The sequence below is a fragment of the uncultured Psychroserpens sp. genome (assembly GCF_947492715.1).
Lineage (GTDB): Bacteria > Bacteroidota > Bacteroidia > Flavobacteriales > Flavobacteriaceae > Psychroserpens.
Map to the genome: position 1 here is coordinate 322,697 of NZ_CANLNS010000002.1, position 21,194 is coordinate 343,890.

At 33.7% G+C, this 21,194-nt stretch carries 22 protein-coding genes; 12 read left to right on the forward strand and 10 right to left on the reverse strand.

All coding sequences use genetic code 11. The annotated features are described in order from the left end of the window. Positions 1-53: 53 nt before the first annotated feature. Positions 54-536: a hypothetical protein gene (locus tag Q0787_RS08290; protein ID WP_298901954.1), complete on the forward strand. Its 483-nt coding sequence runs from the start codon at positions 54-56 to the stop codon at positions 534-536. A gap of 53 nt (positions 537-589) precedes the next feature. Here the strand turns inward: Q0787_RS08290 and Q0787_RS08295 are convergent, their stop codons facing one another. From Q0787_RS08295 to Q0787_RS08305, 3 genes are all read right to left on the reverse strand, one after another. Then, positions 590-1,105: a DinB family protein gene (locus Q0787_RS08295; protein ID WP_298901955.1), complete on the reverse strand. Its 516-nt coding sequence runs from the start codon at positions 1,103-1,105 to the stop codon at positions 590-592. An 85-nt stretch (positions 1,106-1,190) separates the two neighbouring features. Next, complete coding sequence (locus tag Q0787_RS08300) at positions 1,191-1,670, reverse strand: winged helix-turn-helix transcriptional regulator (protein ID WP_298901956.1); 480 nt, start codon at positions 1,668-1,670, stop codon at positions 1,191-1,193. 75 nt (positions 1,671-1,745) lie between these two features. After that, positions 1,746-2,876, reverse strand: coding sequence for a M14 family zinc carboxypeptidase (locus tag Q0787_RS08305; protein ID WP_298901957.1), 1,131 nt, complete (start codon positions 2,874-2,876; stop codon positions 1,746-1,748). Between the two features lie 304 nt (positions 2,877-3,180). Here Q0787_RS08305 and Q0787_RS08310 point away from each other — a divergent pair, with 304 nt between their 5' ends. The 3 genes from Q0787_RS08310 (at position 3,181) to Q0787_RS08320 (ending at position 4,851) form a co-directional block, all read left to right on the forward strand. Continuing rightward, positions 3,181-3,564, forward strand: a complete 384-nt coding sequence (locus Q0787_RS08310; protein WP_298901958.1) for a helix-turn-helix transcriptional regulator — start codon at positions 3,181-3,183, stop codon at positions 3,562-3,564. A 95-nt stretch (positions 3,565-3,659) separates the two neighbouring features. Then, entirely contained in the window at positions 3,660-4,046 is a 387-nt protein-coding gene (locus Q0787_RS08315; protein WP_298901959.1) for a hypothetical protein, read from the forward strand. Between the two features lies 1 nt (position 4,047). Further along, entirely contained in the window at positions 4,048-4,851 is an 804-nt protein-coding gene (locus Q0787_RS08320) for a TerC family protein (RefSeq protein WP_298901960.1), read from the forward strand. Positions 4,852-4,859: 8 nt separating this feature from the next. Here the strand turns inward: Q0787_RS08320 and Q0787_RS08325 are convergent, their stop codons facing one another. From Q0787_RS08325 to ychF, 5 genes are all read right to left on the reverse strand, one after another. Next, entirely contained in the window at positions 4,860-7,529 is a 2,670-nt protein-coding gene (locus Q0787_RS08325) for a DNA gyrase/topoisomerase IV subunit A (protein WP_298901961.1), read from the reverse strand. Next, positions 7,529-8,011 carry a hypothetical protein gene (locus Q0787_RS08330; RefSeq protein ID WP_298901963.1) on the reverse strand — a complete coding sequence of 161 codons (483 nt, stop codon included), beginning with the start codon at positions 8,009-8,011 and terminating at the stop codon, positions 7,529-7,531. The genes Q0787_RS08325 and Q0787_RS08330 overlap by 1 nt, the downstream gene beginning before the upstream one ends. A gap of 3 nt (positions 8,012-8,014) precedes the next feature. Further along, the gene (locus Q0787_RS08335) at positions 8,015-9,250 is read right to left on the reverse strand and encodes a retropepsin-like aspartic protease (RefSeq protein WP_298901964.1); all 1,236 of its coding nucleotides are present in this window, start codon (positions 9,248-9,250) and stop codon (positions 8,015-8,017) included. 1 nt (position 9,251) lies between these two features. Continuing rightward, a complete protein-coding gene (locus tag Q0787_RS08340) occupies positions 9,252-11,108 on the reverse strand; it encodes a DNA topoisomerase IV subunit B (RefSeq protein WP_298901965.1) in 1,857 nt (618 codons plus the stop codon). A gap of 580 nt (positions 11,109-11,688) precedes the next feature. After that, positions 11,689-12,783 carry a redox-regulated ATPase YchF gene (gene ychF / locus Q0787_RS08350; protein WP_298901967.1) on the reverse strand — a complete coding sequence of 365 codons (1,095 nt, stop codon included), beginning with the start codon at positions 12,781-12,783 and terminating at the stop codon, positions 11,689-11,691. Positions 12,784-13,048: 265 nt separating this feature from the next. Between ychF and Q0787_RS08355 the strand changes: the two genes are divergently transcribed. Continuing rightward, positions 13,049-14,227 carry a vWA domain-containing protein gene (locus Q0787_RS08355; RefSeq protein WP_298901968.1) on the forward strand — a complete coding sequence of 393 codons (1,179 nt, stop codon included), beginning with the start codon at positions 13,049-13,051 and terminating at the stop codon, positions 14,225-14,227. Between the two features lie 13 nt (positions 14,228-14,240). Here the strand turns inward: Q0787_RS08355 and Q0787_RS08360 are convergent, their stop codons facing one another. Further along, positions 14,241-15,050: a hypothetical protein gene (locus Q0787_RS08360; RefSeq protein WP_298901971.1), complete on the reverse strand. Its 810-nt coding sequence runs from the start codon at positions 15,048-15,050 to the stop codon at positions 14,241-14,243. A 257-nt stretch (positions 15,051-15,307) separates the two neighbouring features. Next, positions 15,308-15,661, reverse strand: coding sequence for a 4Fe-4S dicluster domain-containing protein (locus Q0787_RS08365; RefSeq protein WP_298901972.1), 354 nt, complete (start codon positions 15,659-15,661; stop codon positions 15,308-15,310). An 80-nt stretch (positions 15,662-15,741) separates the two neighbouring features. On the opposite strand from Q0787_RS08365, the gene Q0787_RS08370 reads away from it, so the two are divergent. From Q0787_RS08370 to Q0787_RS08400, 7 genes are all read left to right on the forward strand, one after another. After that, entirely contained in the window at positions 15,742-16,803 is a 1,062-nt protein-coding gene (locus Q0787_RS08370) for an acyl-CoA reductase (protein ID WP_298901980.1), read from the forward strand. 105 nt (positions 16,804-16,908) lie between these two features. Continuing rightward, on the forward strand, positions 16,909-17,970 hold the full coding sequence (gene serC, locus Q0787_RS08375; protein ID WP_298901981.1) for a 3-phosphoserine/phosphohydroxythreonine transaminase: 1,062 nt from the start codon (positions 16,909-16,911) through the stop codon (positions 17,968-17,970). Between the two features lie 10 nt (positions 17,971-17,980). Next, complete coding sequence (locus tag Q0787_RS08380; protein ID WP_298901982.1) at positions 17,981-18,934, forward strand: D-2-hydroxyacid dehydrogenase; 954 nt, start codon at positions 17,981-17,983, stop codon at positions 18,932-18,934. Between the two features lie 106 nt (positions 18,935-19,040). Next, complete coding sequence (locus Q0787_RS08385) at positions 19,041-19,679, forward strand: DUF937 domain-containing protein (RefSeq protein WP_298901983.1); 639 nt, start codon at positions 19,041-19,043, stop codon at positions 19,677-19,679. A 207-nt stretch (positions 19,680-19,886) separates the two neighbouring features. Beyond that, positions 19,887-20,318, forward strand: a complete 432-nt coding sequence (locus Q0787_RS08390; protein ID WP_298901984.1) for a DUF6146 family protein — start codon at positions 19,887-19,889, stop codon at positions 20,316-20,318. Positions 20,319-20,345: 27 nt separating this feature from the next. Continuing rightward, positions 20,346-20,846, forward strand: a complete 501-nt coding sequence (locus Q0787_RS08395; RefSeq protein WP_298901985.1) for a DUF6787 family protein — start codon at positions 20,346-20,348, stop codon at positions 20,844-20,846. Further along, entirely contained in the window at positions 20,846-21,178 is a 333-nt protein-coding gene (locus tag Q0787_RS08400; protein WP_298901986.1) for a hypothetical protein, read from the forward strand. Before Q0787_RS08395 ends, Q0787_RS08400 begins: the two co-directional genes overlap by 1 nt. Positions 21,179-21,194: the final 16 nt, after the last annotated feature.

The following is a 21,194-nucleotide window of genomic DNA, read 5'->3' on the forward strand; positions in this document are numbered from 1 at the left end:
ATGGGTCTTATTCATATTCGTATTTAATTATTAACAACAAAAACTTAAATTTTATGAAAAAATTATTTTTAGTAGCATTGGCTTTTATGGGTTTAACTGCCGTTAACGCTCAAGATATTTCAGATCATGCTATTGGTCTACGTTTGGGAGACAGTGATGGTTTTGGAGCAGAAATCTCTTACCAAAAAGCGCTTGGTGATAATAACCGTTTAGAACTTGATTTAGGATTACGAAGCGGAAATAATTACGATGGCTTTAAACTTACTGGTTTATACCAATGGGTATGGAATATAGACGATGGATTTAATTGGTACGCTGGTGCTGGTGGAGGTGTTGGATCTTATAACTTTGACAATGTTCCGAATGGCGCAGATGACAGTGAAACATTTTTGTTTATTGCGGGCGACGTAGGAATTGAGTATAATTTTGACATTCCTTTACAGCTTTCTTTAGACGCAAGGCCTGAATTTGGCTTTGGTGATTTTAGAGACGATTTAGATTTTGATATCGCCTTAAGCATTAGGTACAGGTTCTAAAACAAATAGTATACATTCACAAAAGCCACTTCAATTGAAGTGGTTTTTTTTTTTTAAAGATATCGCTCTTTTATAATACCACAATGATGATTCTCATGTCCAATAGTAATAAACGCAACTGCTCTTGGAGATAAATTGCTATTACTCGCTGTTCCTATTCTGGTTAACATATCTTCAGAAAAGCTGTCAAACAAAATTATAGTGGCTAAACGAACAGCCTTATACTCATTCATCAAACTAATCATTGAACGCTTATTAGCCTCACAATTAGCAGCATATTCATCCTGATCATAACCCGGAAACAAGGTTTTGTCTTGCCTTGCTATACACAGAGCTCTATAAGTAAACACACGTTCTGTATCAATTAAATGCTGGATAATTTCTTTAATGGTCCATTTACCTTCCTCATATCTATACTCTAGTTTATCTTCAGGAATAGACTCTAAAAAAGCAATAGTCGCATCGCCATTTTCTTTTAAGCCTACCTTCAATGTTAAGGAGCCTGATTTTTCAATATACCTATCATAATAAGGGTTATACTCATTTTTTAATAAATCGTCTTTTGTCATAGTAGTTCTTGTTTACAAATTATAAGCAACAAAAAACCCTTCATCAAATTCATGACAAAGGGTTAATTTATAAATGTTAAAATAGTTATAGTTCATTAAAAATAGTGTGCATTAATCGCTTTTTATCATTAATGCTCTCCTCTAAAGAAATCATAGTTTCTGTTCTATAAATCCCTTCTATATCGTCTAGCATAAAGATAATATCTTTAGCATGAGACGTGTTCTTAGCCCTTACCTTACAAAAGATATTAAACTTACCTGTTGTTATGTGAGCCACTGTAACATAAGGTATTTCAGCAATACGTTCTAGAACAAATTTTGTTTGAGACGTGTTATTTAAGAACACTCCAACATAAGCAATAAATGAGTATCCTAATTTTTGATAGTCTAACGTTAATGATGACCCTCTAATTATTCCTGCCTCTTCCATTTTCTTAACTCTAACATGCACTGTTCCTGCCGAAATCACCAACTTTTTAGCAATATCTGTAAAAGGAATCCTTGTATTATCGATTAACATATCTAAAATTTGATGATCGATTTCATCTAATTTGAATTTTGCCATTTTCATTCTTTTTAGTAAATATAATACAAAAATAATGCAATTTCTTTAAAGATATTGCATCAAAAATCGACTTTTTTACAGTTTTAGTAAGAATTTTTCATTACCAATCCTTACGAAATCGATTTCGCTACCCACCTCAATTGTAGTATTATTCTCTCCAAACACCTGATGTCCATTGGCATACAACTCTTTATGTCCATGAAAATCGCTTAAATCGCATATTTTTTCAATTTTAGGAACAAACTTTATCTCTCCATCAATTAGTTTTTCTTGAAACTGAATTGCAATATCCAAACCACTCGTATCCCTTATTACAATATCATAAAACGTTTTTTCATTTCTAGGGATTTCAACATACGATTTATAATGATCCCCTTTAATGTCTGTTGTAGCAATATATTCTAACGACACTAATAGTGACTGAAAGATAAATTCTCGTGTCTGTTCTCTATCATAGTCATTAGCAAAATGCCCTGCTTCAAACAAAATCGTTGGAACGTTAGACGCCTGAAACGTATCGCCTACGCAGTTAATATTAAATCCGTCATCATAGATCCCAACCTGGTCCTTTATTTGGGCCTGAAGGTTTTCATTCATTTCTACAATCACATCCATTGCAATTTTTCGCGTGGTTGTTACGGATCGGTCTTCGTCTTGTGCTGGAGCAAGGAAGGACACCGTTGCAGACTTAGGTTTTCTTCCTGCGCTAAATATCGTGCGTTGACCATGAAGGTTAAAACAAAAATCAGGTTGAAAATCCTCAAATACACTACGAAGTATAACACTTTCTGGTTGGGAAAGATTTTGAGCGTCCCTGTTTAAATCAACAGCATTGGCATTAAACCTAGTATAAGCCTTTGCTCCATCTGGATTCAAAATTGGGATAATAACAATCGAACACTCCTCTAAAACCGCATCTAATAACCCATTTTCATCAGAAAACACATTTAGTACATCGAAAACAGCCTTTGTTGTGGTACTTTCATTGCCATGCATTTGTGACCACATCAAAATTTTCTTTGGACCAACTCCTAATCGAATTGAATATATAGGAATATCATTTACCGATTGGCCAACATTATGGATGACAAAATTTTCTTCAAATTTCTTCAACAAAGACACTATCATTTCATGATGAATATACCGCCCAAAAAGAGTCTGTTCTTTATGAGTTTTAAATAATGAAATAAGCGTTTCTAATTGCATGCTTTATAATTAATAGAGACAAAGGTAAACATTTGATAATTTACAATTGTAAACATTACAATTGCACACATGACCTCTTGAGTTTATCAATTTGTATACAAATTCACACAGCTTGCAAATTAGTAGTTGCAAAATTCTCAAAACAAATCACATTAAACATTCAAATATTTTAAAACTAGACAATTATACACCGCTATTTAAACTGTTAATTTTAATAATAATAATATATGTCAACTTATTTTAGCATTAAGAATGCAATTTGTTTACCTTTGTAACGTTACAATGTTAAACCGCAGTGTTGTCAATGATAAACAACGAAGAATTTACAAAAAGACTACAAAAAGTCATCAATTTTTACGGAGAATCAGCCTCGTCTTTTGCTGAAAAAATTGGTGTGCAACGTTCTAGTATATCTCATATATTATCGGGTAGAAATAAACCCAGTTTGGACTTCGTTTTAAAAGTACTCTCCTCCTTCCCTGAAGTAGAATTATATTGGCTAATGAATGGCAAAGGACATTTTCCTTCAAAACAAAAAGAAGCTCATACACCTCAAGTTTCGGAAACAAAACAAAAGTCGATCGCAAATCACACAACACCTTCTCCTTCTCCTTCTCATGACAAAGACATTGACCGTATCGTTATTTTTTACAAGGATGGTACATTTAAAAATTTTGAACAGTCTTAGCTCGTCAATCCTTGTAGGTCTATTTTTACTAATGAATATGTTCAGATTTCAAGGAAATCGCGTTCGGTTTTGTAATTTTGTATAAAACAAATTCTATGCGCTACCGTTTTCTCTTATTACTTCCTTTGCTTTTCATAAACTGCTATGAAGTAGAACGCAATTGTGCCGATTTTAAAACTGGCACTTTTGAATTTACTTTTATGGTAGATGGCGTTGAAAAAACTGGCACTTTTGTGAGAACTCCCGAGTATAATATTGATTACTTCGATAATAAAGTAGATTCGGCATCTATACGCTGGATTAACGACTGTGAGTTTATTCAAAAAGAACTGCATCCAAAAAGTCGAGATGAACAAAAAGCCATACATTTTAAGATATTAAGTACTACGGAAGATTCTTATACATTTGAATATAAATTGGCAGTAAAAGAAGATTACAAAAAGCAACGTGTTGAAAAGGGTACTGCTAAAAAAATAAAGTAATATGTTAGAGTTCTTATTGACAGGTGACGCTATTATGGCATTGCTAACGTTGACGTTTTTAGAGATTATTTTAGGTATAGATAATATTGTTTTTATTTCTATAGCTGCAAATAAACTCCCTGAAAATGAAAGAAGTAAAGCCACAAATATCGGACTTATACTTGCTTTGGTGCAGCGCGTTATTTTGTTGTTTTTCGTGTCTTTTCTCGTTGGACTTTCAAAACCTTTTTATCATTTTGAAACCAGTTGGATTGAGCTCCATATAAGTTGGCAAGCACTAATTTTGTTCGTAGGCGGTTTGTTTTTAATCTATAAGAGCACATCCGAGATAAGGGAAAAAGTAAACTTTCCAGAGCATGATGAAGACCAAATAAAAGGAAAAAAAATAACTACACTCTCGAATGCTTTAGTGCAGATATTGATTATTGATTTTATTTTTTCAATAGATTCTATTCTTACAGCTGTTGGAATGACTAATGGCTTACACCCAAACCATAATTACACTTTAGTATTAATGATTATTGCGGTAATGATTTCTATTGCGATCATGATCATATTTGCCAACCCAATTCGTCGTTTTATAGACACCAACCCAAGTATTCAAATGCTAGGTCTTGCCTTTTTAATTTTAATTGGTTTTATGCTTATTACAGAGGCAGCCCACTTATCTCATACATCTTTCTTTGGAAACAAGGTTGGCGCAATACCAAAAGGTTATTTATATTTTGCTATTGCCTTCTCACTATTTGTTGAATTCTTAAATTATAGAATTAACAAGAGCGCTAAGAAAAAACGGAAATCATAATCACGCTCTTAAAACAATGTGATTTGTCCCTGATCATCATCTTCTCCTCCTTTTTCAGAGCCGTTATCAGCTTGAGGGTTATCTTCGTTTTTCGCTTCGGAAACACTATTGGCATCAGAAGGCTCAACAGTTTCACTCACAACCTCTATTTCTTCTGCTGGTTTTTCTTCAGGAGCCTCATACGGCAAAGGATCTAACAAATTAACTTGGTTGATTTTTTCTTTGGTTAACTGGTTGCCAAGCGCATTAATCCCTTTTATTGCGATAAACTCTTCTAGATTAACAACCTCATTATCTTTTCGGTCTTTGCCTCGTTCTTTCTTAAATTCTATTTCGGCCATTGGCTTCCAATCTGTGGACACAATTTCCAACTGAGAATCTGGATGTTCCGAAATAAAAGACTCTTCTCTACCCTCATTCTCAATTAAAAAACGTTTCACATAATACATGTCTTTTTCGCCATTATAATACACCACAGAAATTGGTTTTTTAGGAACCCATTTTTCTAACACAATCATGTCATCATCAAAATGTGTACTTAATTCTGGGAGAATGGTTTTTACATTTCCAGATTGCGTAATAATAAGTAACCTGTCTTCTCCTCTAAATTCTCCAATTAATTCTCCACGATCATCAACGTTAAGTCGCTGAACGGTATCATCAAACCAGATTTTACGAGGCTTTAGAGTTGACACTCCTTTTTCTTTAAGTTCAATTTTCTTTACAGAATATTTAGTCACTAAATTTCCTTTTGAAGCTCTCCCTTTGATAAGAACATCTGCAAAATCTAAGTCCCATTTCAACTTTTTAATACTACCAACTTGCCTCAAGTGAACTGTAATGACCTCTGCCTCTCCATTTGGGTTAGCCGAGAAATACCACAGTTTCGAACTTTTAGATCCGTTGGTTAAATCGTATTCTTTATCTCTTGTCATCGATGTAACGGCAAAACGCTTTACATAAGTAGAGCCTTTACTTCCGTCGCGATAAATCATATTGTAAATTGTACGTTTGTCTTTCTTTTTAAAGACTGCAACATGGATAATATCCTTTCCTACGAAGGTTTTACTACCAACCTTAGTCACCATCATTTTTCCATCTTGGGTAAACACAATAATATCGTCAATATCACTACAATCGCAAACATATTCGTCTCTACGAAGCGAGGTTCCAATAAACCCTTCAGCTCTATTTACATATAATTTTGTGTTTCTAATAACCACCTTTGTCGCGTCAACATCTTCAAACGTTCTTATTTCTGTTTTACGCTCTCTACCTTCTCCATATTCTTTTTTCAAACGCTGGAAATAAGCAATAGCGTAATCAATTAGATTTGCTAAGTGATGTTTCACCTCAGCAATTTGATCTTCAAGAGCATCAATTTTTTGTTGTGCCTTATCAATATCAAATTTTGAAATACGCTTAATTCTAATTTCTGTCAAACGCGTAATATCTTCAACAGTTATTGCTCGTTTCAAATGTTTAACATGAGGTTTCAAACCTTTGTCAATGGCTTGAATAACACCTTCCCAAGTCTCTTCTTCTTCAATATCTCTATAGATTCTCTTTTCAATAAAAATACGTTCTAAAGACGCGAAATGCCACTGTTCTTCAAATTCTCCAAGTTTAATTTCTAATTCACTTTTCAAAAGCTGAACCGTATTATCAGTAGAGCGTCTTAACATTTCAGACACGCCAATAAACAGCGGCTTATTATCTTCAATAACGCAACCTAATGGAGATATTGATGTTTCACAGTTTGTAAATGCATAGAGTGCATCGATAGTTTTATCTGGTGAGATGCCACTTGGAAGGTGCACCAAAATTTCGACGTCTGCAGCAGTATTATCCTCAATCTTTTTAATTTTAATCTTCCCTTTATCATTCGCTTTTAAAATAGAATCAATTAAAGACGATGTATTAGTTGCAAAAGGGATTTCAGTAATTACGAGGGTATTTTTATCTAATTGCGAAATTTTCGCTCTTACTCTTACTTTTCCTCCTCGAAGTCCGTCATTATAATTTGACACATCAGCAATACCAGCAGTTGGAAAATCTGGTACAATGGTAAATCGTTTTCCTTGTAAATGCTTTACAGAAGCGTTGATTAATTCGATAAAATTATGAGGTAAGATTTTGGTAGATAAACCAACCGCAATTCCTTCTCCTCCTTGAGCCAACAACAATGGAAACATTACAGGAAGATTAATAGGCTCTTTACGACGACCATCGTAACTGGCTTGCCATTGTGTTATTTTTGGGTTATACACAACATCCAAACCAAATTTAGAAATACGAGCTTCTATGTAACGTGAGGCGGCTGCACTATCACCTGTGAGAATATTTCCCCAGTTTCCTTGAGTGTCAATCAACAAATCTTTTTGGCCAATTTGCACCATTGCATCTGCTATACTTGCATCTCCATGTGGATGATATTGCATGGTATGCCCAACAATATTGGCTACTTTATTATATCTGCCGTCATCTAAATCTTTCATAGAATGCATAATACGACGTTGAACAGGCTTAAAACCATCTTCTATAGCTGGCACTGCTCTTTCTAAAATTACGTACGACGCATAATCAAGAAACCAGTCTTTATACATGCCTGTAACCCTCGTTATACTTTCTTGAGGCTCGTCTTGATTGTCAATGATATCGGTGTTATCTTCGCTCATTAATCTGTCTTGTTTTTATTCATTTTAATCATCTTGCTCAAAGATTGTTTAATATAACGTCTTTTTTTTCGAGACACTAAAGTAACATTAAACACCTCACTAGTTTTTCTATCGCGATGATCTTTAAGATAAAATGTTAGTGTTTTATATACAATATAGTTGTTAAACTTAAAACCATAAAGTTGATCTTTTTCGAATTCTAATTTATACTCTCTATAATTATACTTTTCTGAAATGAGCAAACCTCTATTAATGACCACAACCTTAAGGCCATCACTATCATATTCAAAGTATTTAGAAATAAAATGAACCAAAATAAAAAGCAATGCAAAACCAAAAGCAATAAGTAAAAACGTAAGTGTAGGGTTTCTTGTAAGATCAGTAAAAACCTTAAAGACAGTAGCAAAAACAATAGCCAAAACCATCAATATAAAATATACTGATATAATTGTATTTTTAACTTTTGAATTGTTTGTTCGCATATTCTAATTCAATCGAATATTAAAATCATTTAAAATTTTATCAAGTTCTTTTTTGGTAATAAGAACATCTACAATATTCCCTTCCTTATTTTTGATTTTTAGCTTTATTTGGTTTAATGATTCTGACGTTGATGACTTTGTAACGTACTCACAAATCTTACTTTCGGTAAGCACTTCGTCATTTATAGCTAAAACCTCATCACCATACTTCAATTTCGTTTTCAGGTCTTCATCCCAAACATAACCAATAACAATCTTACTATTTTTAAAGGTTCTAGTAAAACCAAGCATTGGCTTGCTGACATCTAAAGTTTCAGAATACGGATTAAAATAAAAGCGTTTGTTCTTAAAGTCTATGGTCATTACACCATAATTTAAGAGCTCTGCTCCAATCTTAGAATTATCATCTTTGGTTGTATGGGTGATATAATTTTTAATTTCAAAATCATTTATTACCAGTGTTGGCAAATGCACTCTTATTTGATTATTCACAGGAACCTCCCCAAACAAACTAATAGATGATGCGCCATCACTTTGACCAATGGCATTAAAAATAGTTTTAGATTTAAAAATGTCGAAATTTTCTCGAGAGACATCATACAAACTTCCCATTCCTGTATCGATTAGCACAAGTTCCTTACCGCTCTCTTTTCCCTTAAGTTTAATCCACACATAAGGGCTGCTTTGATTTCCTACTAATTTAATCTTTTCGGAAAGTTTCTTATCCAATTGTAATCGCCTAGGTCTATCCGTTAGTTTTAAAACTCTATTTTTGGCATCAATTTGAAGTATTGATTGCCTAAGTAAATTACTTCCAATAAAACCGTCAATACCGAAGCATTTAAAAATATCACTCCCATTAAGGTCATAAACCAAGGCTGTAGCATTTTCAAACTCTACAGCACCAAGTTTTAAACTCTTTAATGAAACAACATCGAGGTTTTGTTTTTTTCTATTGGCATCGTTGGTTGGAATAGTAGCTATTATCTTAGGCTTGACAGCTTGCAAGACTTCAGCCGATATAATATTTGGCGCACCTGTATCTAATAAAAATCGATACGTTTTGCCTTCAATCTCAACTGGGATTATAATCTTATTTTTATCAAACTCAAACGGAATCTCTTCGTAGTAGTTTTTACTTTTGGCGTACCCATTTTTTAAACTAGCATTTTGAGCGCACGCCGTTAGTGAAAAAGCTAAAACAAGTAGCTTACATACAATTTGAATTCTTATCTTCATTCTACTTCTCCTCAACCAAATCTAATTCAACTTTCAAATTATTAATTATAAACTCTTGACGTGATGGTGTGTTTTTACCCATATAAAAAGATAACAACTCTTCAATAGACATGTCTTTATCTAGCATTACAGGATCTAAGCGAATATCATCTCCAATAAAATGCACAAACTCATCTGGCGAAATTTCACCAAGTCCTTTAAATCGTGTGATTTCTGGTTTTGGTTTTAATTTATTAATCGCGTTTCTTCGTTCTTCCTCAGAATAACAGTAAATCGTTTCTTTTTTATTACGCACTCTAAACAAAGGCGTTTGTAGAATATACAAATGTCCTTCTTTTATGACTTCTGGGAAAAACTGCAGAAAAAACGTAATCAATAACAATCTAATGTGCATACCATCAACATCGGCATCAGTTGCAATAACAATGTAGTTGTATCTTAAATCCTCTAAGGATTCTTCAATGTTTAATGCTGCCTGTAAGAGATTAAACTCCTCGTTTTCATACACAATCTTTTTACTTAAACCATAACAATTAAGCGGCTTTCCTTTTAGGCTAAATACGGCTTGCGTATTAACATCTCTTGATTTTGTTATACTACCAGAAGCAGAATCTCCCTCTGTAATAAACAATGTAGTTTCAAGATTGCGTTCATTCTTAGTATCTCCAAAATGCACGCGACAATCTCTTAGTTTTTTGTTATGTAAACTGGCTTTTTTAGCTCTGTCTTTCGCTAATTTTCTAATTCCTGAAAGTTCTTTACGTTCGCGCTCAGCTTGTAAAATTTTACGTTGAATTTTCTCAGCTGTATCCGGATTTTTATGTAAATAATTATCCAGATAGCGCTTCATAAAGTCATTGATATAAGTCCTTACTGTAGGTAAATCACCTCCCATATCTGTAGACCCTAGTTTTGTTTTGGTTTGACTTTCAAAAACAGGCTCCATTACTTTTATTGAAATTGCTGAAGCCACCGATTTTCTAATATCCGAAGCTTCATAATTTTTTCCGTAAAACTCGCGCAACGTCCTTACTAAAGCCTCTCGAAATGCAGCTAAGTGCGTTCCTCCTTGTGTAGTGTTTTGTCCATTTACAAAACTGTGATATTCTTCACTGTATTGCGTTTTACTATGTGTTAGTGCGACTTCAATATCATTCCCCTTAAGATGTATTATATCATAAAGTCTGTCGGTTTCAGATATATTTTCTGCTAAAAGATCTCTAAGTCCGTTTTCACTAAAATACCTTTCTCCGTTAAAAACTATAGTTAACCCCGGATTGAGATACACATAGTTTTTAAGCATCTTTGCTACATATTCATTACGATACTTATAATTTTTAAATATACTATCGTCTGGTATGAAAGATACTTTTGTACCCTTGCGTCTAGATGTATCATCTAACTTTTCCTCATTAGTAAGATTACCTTGTTCAAATTCAGCTGAGGCCGATTTGCCATCACGAGTAGATTCTACTCTGAAATAATTTGATAAAGCGTTTACTGCTTTGGTACCTACACCATTTAATCCTACCGATTTTTTAAATGCTCTAGAGTCATACTTTCCTCCTGTATTCATTTTAGAAACTACATCCACTACTTTTCCTAACGGAATACCACGACCATAGTCTCTCACAATAACTTTGTTTCCTTGAATAGAAATCTCGATAGTCTTACCTGCTCCCATGACATATTCGTCAATTGAGTTGTCTAAGACTTCTTTAAGCAATATGTATATACCATCATCTGGTGATGATCCATCACCTAGTTTACCAATATACATACCTGGTCGCATTCTAATGTGTTCTTTCCAATCGAGCGAGCGTATATTTTCTTCAGTATATTTGGTTTCTTGAGACATAAAAGGAAAAAAATTAAGATAGAACGCTAATATAAGATAACGTTGTAAAAAATGAAATAGGGATTACACAAAGTAATTAACAATAAAAGCCCAATTTTGTTGAGAACATTGCTGTTTTAGAGAATATGTGATAATTCTTCTGCTTTTTACTTTAAATGTCTATTTCTAGTGTGCAACAAATTAGTCATATAGCGTTTTAAAAACAACATATTTACTAATCTACCAAAGATACTGAAAGGTGCTTTAAAATCAAACTTATCGATCATCAATGTACCATCATTTTTTGCTTTGAATATATGCTCGTGTCGAAACGATTTAAAAGCACCTGAAACCATTTCGTCTACAAAATAATGAGGCGTCTCAAATTGAGTTATTTTTGAAATAAGCTGCTGTTTAAACCCTAGGTGCTTGGCTTCCCATGTCACCCATTCATCCAGCTGGATTAAACCAGAAGTTTTTCCTGCAATTGCTTTTTCGTTTGAATGTACTAGGGTTTATGTATGAAAATCAATATCACGTGAGAGCTCAAAACAAATTTGAACATTTGCCTTGACATGCTTTTTGATTTCAATTAAAGGCATTATACGTTAAATAGGAAATGCATGACATCTCCATCTTTTACGATATAATTTTTTCCTTCAACACGCATTTTTCCTGCCTCTTTCACCTTAGATTCGCTTCCATAATCTGCATAGTCATCATAAGCAATAACTTCAGCTCTAATAAAGCCCTTTTCAAAGTCGGTGTGAATAACGCCAGCTGCCTGAGGAGCAGTTGCTCCAATATCTACAGTCCAAGCGCGCACCTCCTTCTCTCCTGCCGTAAAATAGGTTTGTTGGTTTAGCAATTTATAGGCTGAACGGATTAATTTAGATGAACCTGGTTCGTCTAATCCAATATCTTGAAGAAACATTTGACGTTCTTCATAGTCATCTAATTCGTTAATATCGGCTTCGGTACCAACGGCCAATACAAGCACTTCTGCATTTTCATCTTTAACAGCTTCTATCACTTGCTCTACGTAAGTATTTCCATTAACTGCACTACCTTCATCAACATTACACACATACATTACTGGTTTTGAAGTAATAAGTTGTGCTGGCTTTACAAATTCTTCCTGTTCATCATCACTAAACTCTAATGCTCTTACCGATTTTCCTGCTTCGAGTCCTTCTTTGAGTTTTAACAATATAGCTTCCTCTTTTTGAGCTTCCTTATTCCCAGTCTTTGCTGCACGCTTTACCTTATCAAGTTTCTTTTCGACAGTTTCTAAGTCCTTAAGTTGCAACTCCATATCTATTGTTTCCTTATCTCGTATAGGATCAACACTACCATCTACATGTACAATATTGTCATTATCAAAACAACGCAATACATGAAGAATCGCATCGGTTTCACGTATGTTTCCAAGAAATTGATTACCAAGACCTTCTCCCTTACTCGCTCCTTTTACCAAACCTGCTATATCAACAATTTCTACTGTTGCAGGCATCACACGTTCTGGGTTAACCAAAGATTCTAATTTTTGGAGTCTAGGGTCTGGTACATTAACTACGCCAATATTTGGTTCAATAGTACAAAAAGGAAAGTTTGCGCTTTGTGCTTTAGCATTAGACAAACAATTAAATAAGGTTGACTTTCCAACATTTGGCAGTCCTACAATTCCAGCTTTCATAAGTTTTGTTTTTGCGAGTGCAAAGGTAATTAATTAGAATAAAATAATGCTTGAATATTCGTTTTTTGATAGTCAATTATAATTCAGTGATTTTATACTTTCATTCCTTGAAATTTGTTTCATGTGTCAAAATAGATTGTTCTCTGATGATATAAATACGTTCCCTAGCTAAAAAGGCACGCTTACTAAATGATATGACCCGCTTACTAGTTTAGCATTTCCAGAATTAATATAACTATATACTTTTAATTCAAATTCTATTGTCATGTTCAAAAAACTCAGTTTCTTCATCGTCTTAATTTTTGTGTTCGGTTGTAAAAAAAACACAAAGAATGATTCAGAATCATTAGACATTGCCAAATCAAATACGCTTCTTAAAGAGCAAACTATCAATGAAACACTTACAAAAAACACTGAAATAGTCTTCTGTTTGGATGCAACTGGCAGTATGAGTGGGCTCATAGATACTGCCAAAGAAAAGATTTGGGATATTGTTAGTGAACTGGCCCAAAGCAATGAGGTAGACACCTTAAAAATGGGCATGATATTTTATAGAGATCGCGGGGACAATTTTATAACTCGACAAATTCCAATGACCACAGATCTTGATGAAGTCTATGCCGACTTACTTGAAATCACCGCAGATGGCGGAGGCGACACACCTGAAAGTGTTAATCAAGCATTACATGAATCTGTGATTGACATGAAGTGGTCTTCGAAAGCAAATACATATAAAACCATTTTTGTTGTTGGAGATTGCCCTCCTCACATGGATTATCAAAATGATGTAAAATATACTGAAAGTTGTAAACTAGCCGCATCAAAAGGCATTGTTATAAATACCATAAAACTTGGCAACAGTTGTTTAGACGCCATTACACATTTTAAACAAATGTCTACATGCACCAATGGTCAGTTTTTAAAACTAGATCAAAATGCAAAAGATTATACTATTGCTACACCTTATGATTCTGAAATTAATGCACTTTCAAAAGACATTGACGACTCAAGGATGTATTACGGAACACATGCAGAACGCGAATACAATTACAACAAAAAGAGCAAATCGATGAAGGTTTATGATGATGGTTCTGTAACTGCCAATAGTGCGCGTGCCGAATACAAAAGCAGTAAAGTAGGAAAAAAAGGGGCTTATGGTACGAACGAAATTATAAGTGATTATGATGACGGAAAGTTAAATTTAGATAAGATAAAAGAAAGTGAATTACCGAAAGAACTCAAAGGTTTAAGTGTTTCAGAAAAAAAGGAATATATAGAATCCCTTTCTAACAAGAGAAAAGAAAATTACACCAAGCTCAATCAGTTATTCAAAAAGAAACGAGCATACATTAAATCTAAAGAAAATGAGCAAAAAGACAGCACGTCATTTAGTAAGGAAGTCATTAAAGTTATGAAAGAACAGTCAAAAAAAGACCATAGCTAAAAAGAGAGGTTACCTAGTAAGGGGAAAAGACACTCTTTTGTTTGCTCCGTTGTATCGAGAGTTGACATAAGGTGTCTTTTTTATATTGTATTGTTTTATGGGATGGAAAACCTATAGAATCAAAATCTGTAGTTATGGTATACAAAGGATCTTTAGCATCTTCTTCAGCATACATTTTATCTTCCACTAGTCTTAAAACACCATTATTCCAATTGTAGCGTAGTACATTCTTTTTAAATTGAAATTCACCACTAGGATGGTTTTTTCGTGTTCTAATTTTCTTGACTAAGAGATTGTCTTCGTTATACTCAAAATGAGTAACATCATAAAAATCCAAGTCTTCTGGAAACGCTCCTTTACCCAATTGTCCAACGCGAGATATTAGTCTTTCATTTTGAATGACATAAGTGTAATATATAGACCAACTTACATTTGAGACTCTAGATTCAAAAATAGTATCTCCTTTACGCTGCCTTTCGTAAACAAACAACTCAGAATAATCTGTAAATAAATTTCTCTTTACTAATAATCCTAATGAGTCATATTTGTAAGTATTATGACAGCACATAAACCCTTTTATATTCTCATTTACTATATTAAATTTGTTTTTGATAGAATAACTTGAAGTGTCCCCTAATTGGAATCTATTGATAGACCCTGAGACTATAATTTCAAATGTCGAGTCTATATCTTTTTCATGCATGAGATATGGCATGTTATCTACATAGTCTATCAGGATAGGCGTTAAAGACTTATTCTCCTCCTTAGCATTAGAACAAGAGCACAAACAAAAAACAAAAGATACAAGTACAACCCATTTCATATCAATCACTAACAGAAAAAAACTGTGTTTATTGCCAGTACCATGCTTTCATAAGGTGTCACTTTAAAAATGATAAGCTTACAATATTATAGATAACCCATATAAATACACAAGCTATAACAATCATAAGGACACAACCGAAATGTTTCCAAAATCCAGTATAGCCTTCTTTATTTTGACGATCCATAATGGCAATTTAAACAAAAAACCCGAGCAATAGTGCTCAGGTTTTGTTTATCATTTAGTCCTTTTACTAATTAATCTTCTGGATGCATAAAACGTTGTTTACCAAGAAGCGCTTCTTCAGACTCTACATTGTCGTCATCAGGAACACAGCAGTCAACAGGACAAACAGCAGCACATTGAGGTTCTTCATGAAATCCTTTACATTCTGTGCACTTATCTGGAACTATATAGTAAATCTCATCACTAATAGGTTCTTGCGATTCCTCGGCGTCAACGGCATTTCCATTTGGCAAAACAATACTTCCTTCTAAACTTGTTCCATCATTATACCTCCAGTCATCAGCACCTTCGTATATAGCTGTGTTTGGGCATTCTGGTTCACATGCACCACAGTTAATACATTCATCTGTTATTATAATTGCCATAGTAATTTTTCTTTTGAGTTTGCTTACGTAAATTTGCAGTTGCAAAAATAAAGCCAAAACATCGTATAACCAAACACAATATGGATTTACAACAAAGAATTAATGCATTTGTAAAACTAGGCGAATTTTTAAGCCAGTTTTCTCAAAAAGCTATTGAAAAAAATCAGCCTGTAGCTTTCAATGATCTATTTTTTGATGGCTTTAAACATCAAATAAAATTGGCTCAGGAGCATAATGGCTGGTTTACTCAAGAGAATGTTCTATTTTCAATTGATGGATGGTCTAAACAACTAACAAACAGCACTATTAATGAATGGCTATCAAAGTATCACTTTAATACTGAAAATTTAAAAACTATTGCCATTATTATGGCTGGAAACATTCCTTTAGTTGGATTTCACGATTTCTTATCTGTATTAATTTCAGGACAAAAGGTACTTGTAAAACAATCGTCTAACGACAAGCATCTACTTCCCTATTTAGCTAAGTATTTAGAGCATGTTGAGCCAGAATTTAAAGGCAGAATTGTATTTACCGAAGAAAAATTGGAAAATTTTGATGCCGTTATTGCTACTGGCAGCGATAATACAGCGCGTTATTTTGAGTATTATTTTAAAGACAAGCCTTCCATAATAAGAAAAAACAGAAACTCTATAGCTGTATTATCTGGAGGCGAAACCAGTGAAGAACTTAAGGCGCTTTCGGAAGATATTTTTAGATATTATGGACTTGGCTGCAGAAATGTGTCAAAATTATTTGTACCTCATAACTATAATTTCGACAGCTTTTTCAAAGCTATGTACGATTGGAACCCAATTATCCATCAAGCAAAATATGCCAATAACTACGATTATAATAAAGCAGTGTATTTAATGAGCGAATTTGACATGCTTGAAAACGGATTCCTCATGATTAAAGAAGATGAAAGCTTTTCATCTCCAATCGCAACCGTATTTTATGAAACTTACAGTTCTAAAGAAGAACTATTAAATGTATTGGAAGCAAAGAAAGATAAGATACAATGCATTGTTGGGAATGGTGTTAATGAAAGTGAAGTGAAGTTTGGACAAACTCAATTACCAAATTTATGGGACTATGCAGATGATGTGGATACTATTTCGTTTTCGTTGACAATCTGTTAATAAAATATCGGTATTTTACTGCATTTTTTATGAGAATTTACCACCTTTGTGAGAATTGAAAACACAATATATTTTTCGTTCTTTCGGAAATAAAAATAGACATAAATGAAAAGACATAATTTTAGCGCCGGACCATGTATTTTACCAGGAGAAGTGCTTCAAAAAGCATCTGAAGCCGTTATAAATTTTGATAATGGATTATCACTTTTGGAAATATCGCATCGTAGCAAACCTTTTGTTGATGTGATGGAAAGAGCCAGATCATTAGCCTTAGAACTTCTTGGCTTAGAAGGCAAAGGTTATAAAGCCTTGTTTTTACAAGGTGGTGCCAGTACGCAATTTTTAATGGTTGCCCTTAACATGCTTGAAAAACGTGCAGGTTACTTAAATACAGGAACTTGGAGTGACAAAGCAATTAAAGAAGCAAAAATATATGATGATATTTATGAAGTAGCCTCGTCAAAAGATGCAAATTTCAATTATATCCCAAAAGGTTATGACATTCCTACAGATTATGACTATTTCCACTGCACGTCAAACAACACTATTTTTGGAACTCAAATGAAAACGTTTCCAAATTCACCAATACCTATGGTATGTGATATGAGTAGTGATATTTTTTCTCGTCAGTTGGATTTTTCAAAATTTGACCTAATTTATGCTGGCGCTCAAAAAAACATGGGACCTGCAGGAGCTACTCTGGTTGTAGTCAAAGAAGACATTCTAGGCAAAGTGTCTCGAAAAATTCCATCAATGATGGATTACAAAATTCATATAAGCAAAAGTAGTATGTTTAATACGCCTCCTGTATTTTCAGTTTATGTATCAATGCTAACATTGCAATGGTTGAAAGATTTAGGAGGAATTCCAGCTATTGAAAAAGAAAATGATAAAAAAGCCCAACTCATATATTCTGAAATAGATCTCAACCCTTTATTTAAAGGATTTTCTACAAAAGCAGATCGCTCAACTATGAATGCCACCTTTACTTTAGCCAATGAAGATTTAAAAGAAACTTTTGAAACTATGGTTAAAGACGCTGGTATTAACGGTTTAAATGGCCACAGAAGTGTTGGAGGATATAGAGCATCAATGTACAATGCATTACCTCTTGAAAGTGTTGGCATTTTAGTGGATGTTATGAGTGAATTAGAAAGAAAAGCATAAATAAAATTAAATGAAAGTATTAGCAAACGATGGTGTTTCACCAAGCGGGATTGCAGCATTAGAAAATGCTGGTTTCGAAGTTTCAACAACAACTGTAGCCCAAGAACAACTCATTAATTATTTGAACGATAACCACATTGACGTGCTCCTAGTACGCAGTGCAACAACCGTTCGGAAAGATTTAATTGATGCCTGCGACCATTTAAAAATAATTGGTCGTGGTGGTGTAGGTATGGACAATATTGATGTTGATTATGCACGCAGTAAAGGAAAGCATGTTATTAACACTCCAGCTGCGTCGTCGCAATCTGTTGCAGAGTTGGTTTTTGCTCATCTATTTGGAGGCGTTCGTTTTCTACACGACTCTAATAGAAATATGCCTTTAGATGGTGACACACGATTTAAAGCCTTAAAGAAAAACTATGCTAAAGGTGTAGAACTTAGAGGTAAGACACTTGGTATCATTGGCTTTGGTAGAATTGGTCGAGAAGTTGCTAAAATAGCTCTTGGCGTTGGAATGAAGGTTATCGCTAGCGATAAATTTGTTGGAAAAGCAACAGTAAAGGTTGAATTTTACAACGGACAGTTTATTAATGTAGATATTGAAACAGAACCAATGAAGGATGTATTAAAACACGCCGACTTTGTAACACTTCACGTTCCTGCACAAAAAGATTACGTCATTGGCGAAAAGCACTTTGCTTTAATGAAAGAAGGCGTTGGTATTGTTAATGCTGCGCGTGGTGGTGTTATTGATGAAGTTGCTCTGGTAAAAGCCATCGAATCTGGAAAAGTAGCCTTTGCAGGATTAGATACTTTTGAAGAAGAACCAACCCCTGCTGTTCAAGTACTAATGAATGGGCATATCTCACTTACTCCTCATATTGGAGCGGCTACCAACGAAGCTCAAGATAGAATTGGAACGGAATTAGCCGAACAAATTATTAGCATTTTAAAATCATAGCATTTTAAAATGTGACCTAAACAAAAAAAATGAGTCCTACTTAATGTTAGGACTTTTTTTTGTAAATTGAATGTCCAACTTATATTAACTTTATTTAAAAACAATTATGTCAGGAATTTTAGACTTATTAAACAGTGACCTTGGTAAAACAATTATTAGTGGTGTATCAAATGAAACAAGACAACCACAAAACAAAACACAAGATGTATTAACCATGGCTTTGCCAGTATTAATGGCAGCTATGAAACGAAATGCATCAACACCAGAAGGTGCACAAGGTTTAATGGGCGCTCTTAGCAATAAGAAACATGATGGAAGCATTTTAGATAATCTTGGTGGCCTATTTGGAGGTGGCGTTAATGATAACGTTAAAACAGATGGTGATAAAATTCTAGGACATGTTCTTGGTAATAGAAGACAAGGTGTTGAAAAAATTATTGGTGAGAAATCTGGTATCGATTTAGCTTCTGTTGGAAATATTTTAAAAGTGGCTGCTCCTATTTTAATGGGTGTTTTAGGAAAACAATCTAGACAAAACAATGTAAGTTCACCAAATGATTTGGGTGGCTTATTAGGAGGTCTTCTTGGTGGAAATCAAGCAAAAGAAGAACAGAGTTTCTTAGAGAAAATCTTAGATGCAGATGGCGATGGAAGCGTTATTGATGATGTTGCAGGAATGGTATTAGGAGGTTCAAAGAAAAAAGGTGGACTTGGAGGTTTACTTGGTGGTCTTTTTGGCAAATAAAATAGACTTAAAGCATTTAAAAAAGTCAAACAAAATGTTTGGCTTTTTTTTATACCCTTTTGACTCATTCAAAGCATGACTTCACTCATTATTAGTTTAGGAAACAATTTATTCGTCATACTTTTGATTCAACTTAAAAATTAATGGTTAAAATCATTAGCATACAAATGCTTCGGAATGATTTTTGTAACTTTAAAAGAAAAAAAGATGAAACATTATTTTAGCCTTTTAGTCATGGGCTTGTTATTATTTAATTGTGGAACGGCTCAAACTGTAGGTAATGACACCGCACAAGACAATATTCCTGAAGAGGATATCGTTAAAATATCCAACGACGACATTGAGTATGAAATTTTAATTATTGAACCTGGTTTTAATGGTTGGTTAGCCTCGATGGCAAGACCCGAAGGTTATTATTCTCAATCATTTCTTGAAGCCAGAAATACAATTCTTGTAAGAGAATGGAATACTAGAGTATTACAAGTAAATAGGTTTGATCCCAACCTTTATGAAATGCAAATAGATTATCAACCTCATATAGATTATGGTTATGACGTAAACTATAAACTCTATAATTACTTTATATACTTTCAACTTACGCACAAACAACAATTATCCACATTTGTTCCTAGAATTTAAAGTATCTTTGCATAGCAAATTTAGGCTATGTTAAAAGACTTTAAAACAAAATGGCAAATACAACAAAACTGGCAACTATTGTTCCCAGTTTTGGGGTTAATAGGATTAGGATATAGTGCCTATAAATTGGCATTAGTCTTTACTAAAACACTTCATATCACAGTAACTATAGGCGTTGCCATATTGTTGATGTTTATACTTTTAAAATTAACATTGTTTGTTTTTAAAAAGCTTGAAACAAAGTGGATCGTTTCCTACCGATGGGAAATGATACGTATTTTTATTGTATTTGCCATCACTGGCTCCTCCTCTGTCTTTGTTGGACGACCAATAACGCAACTATTCGGAATTACTAAAGAAAACTTAAATCCCTTTATTTATTGGGCTTTATTTATTATCATTGGCCTAATTTTTTACCAAATCCTTTTGGTCGCCTTTGGTTGGCTTTTTGGTCAGTTTAAATTTTTCTGGGAATTTGAAAAGAAAATGTTGAAACGATTCGGGTTTGGTAAATTCATTAAGGAATAATGTCAGATAAAAAACAACACATATCTACTAAGTTAGTGGCGCTTTTGTTAGCTTTTACGCTAATTGTGCCTTCTGTTGTTAAATTTTCACACGCCTTAAGCAGTCATGAACATGAGGTTTGTTTTGATGAAAATCAAACTCATTTTCATAATGTTGATGTTGACTGTGAATTTTATAAATTTAAGTTAAGTAATAGCTTATATATTCAATTAGAAGATTATTCGTTATCAGCAGATGATACGATATATAAACCTATTATTCCTTATCATAATTTCTTAAAAAGTCATCAGCAATTATTCTCTTTCTTAAGGGGGCCTCCTTGTTCAATGTAGTTATATATTTAGCATT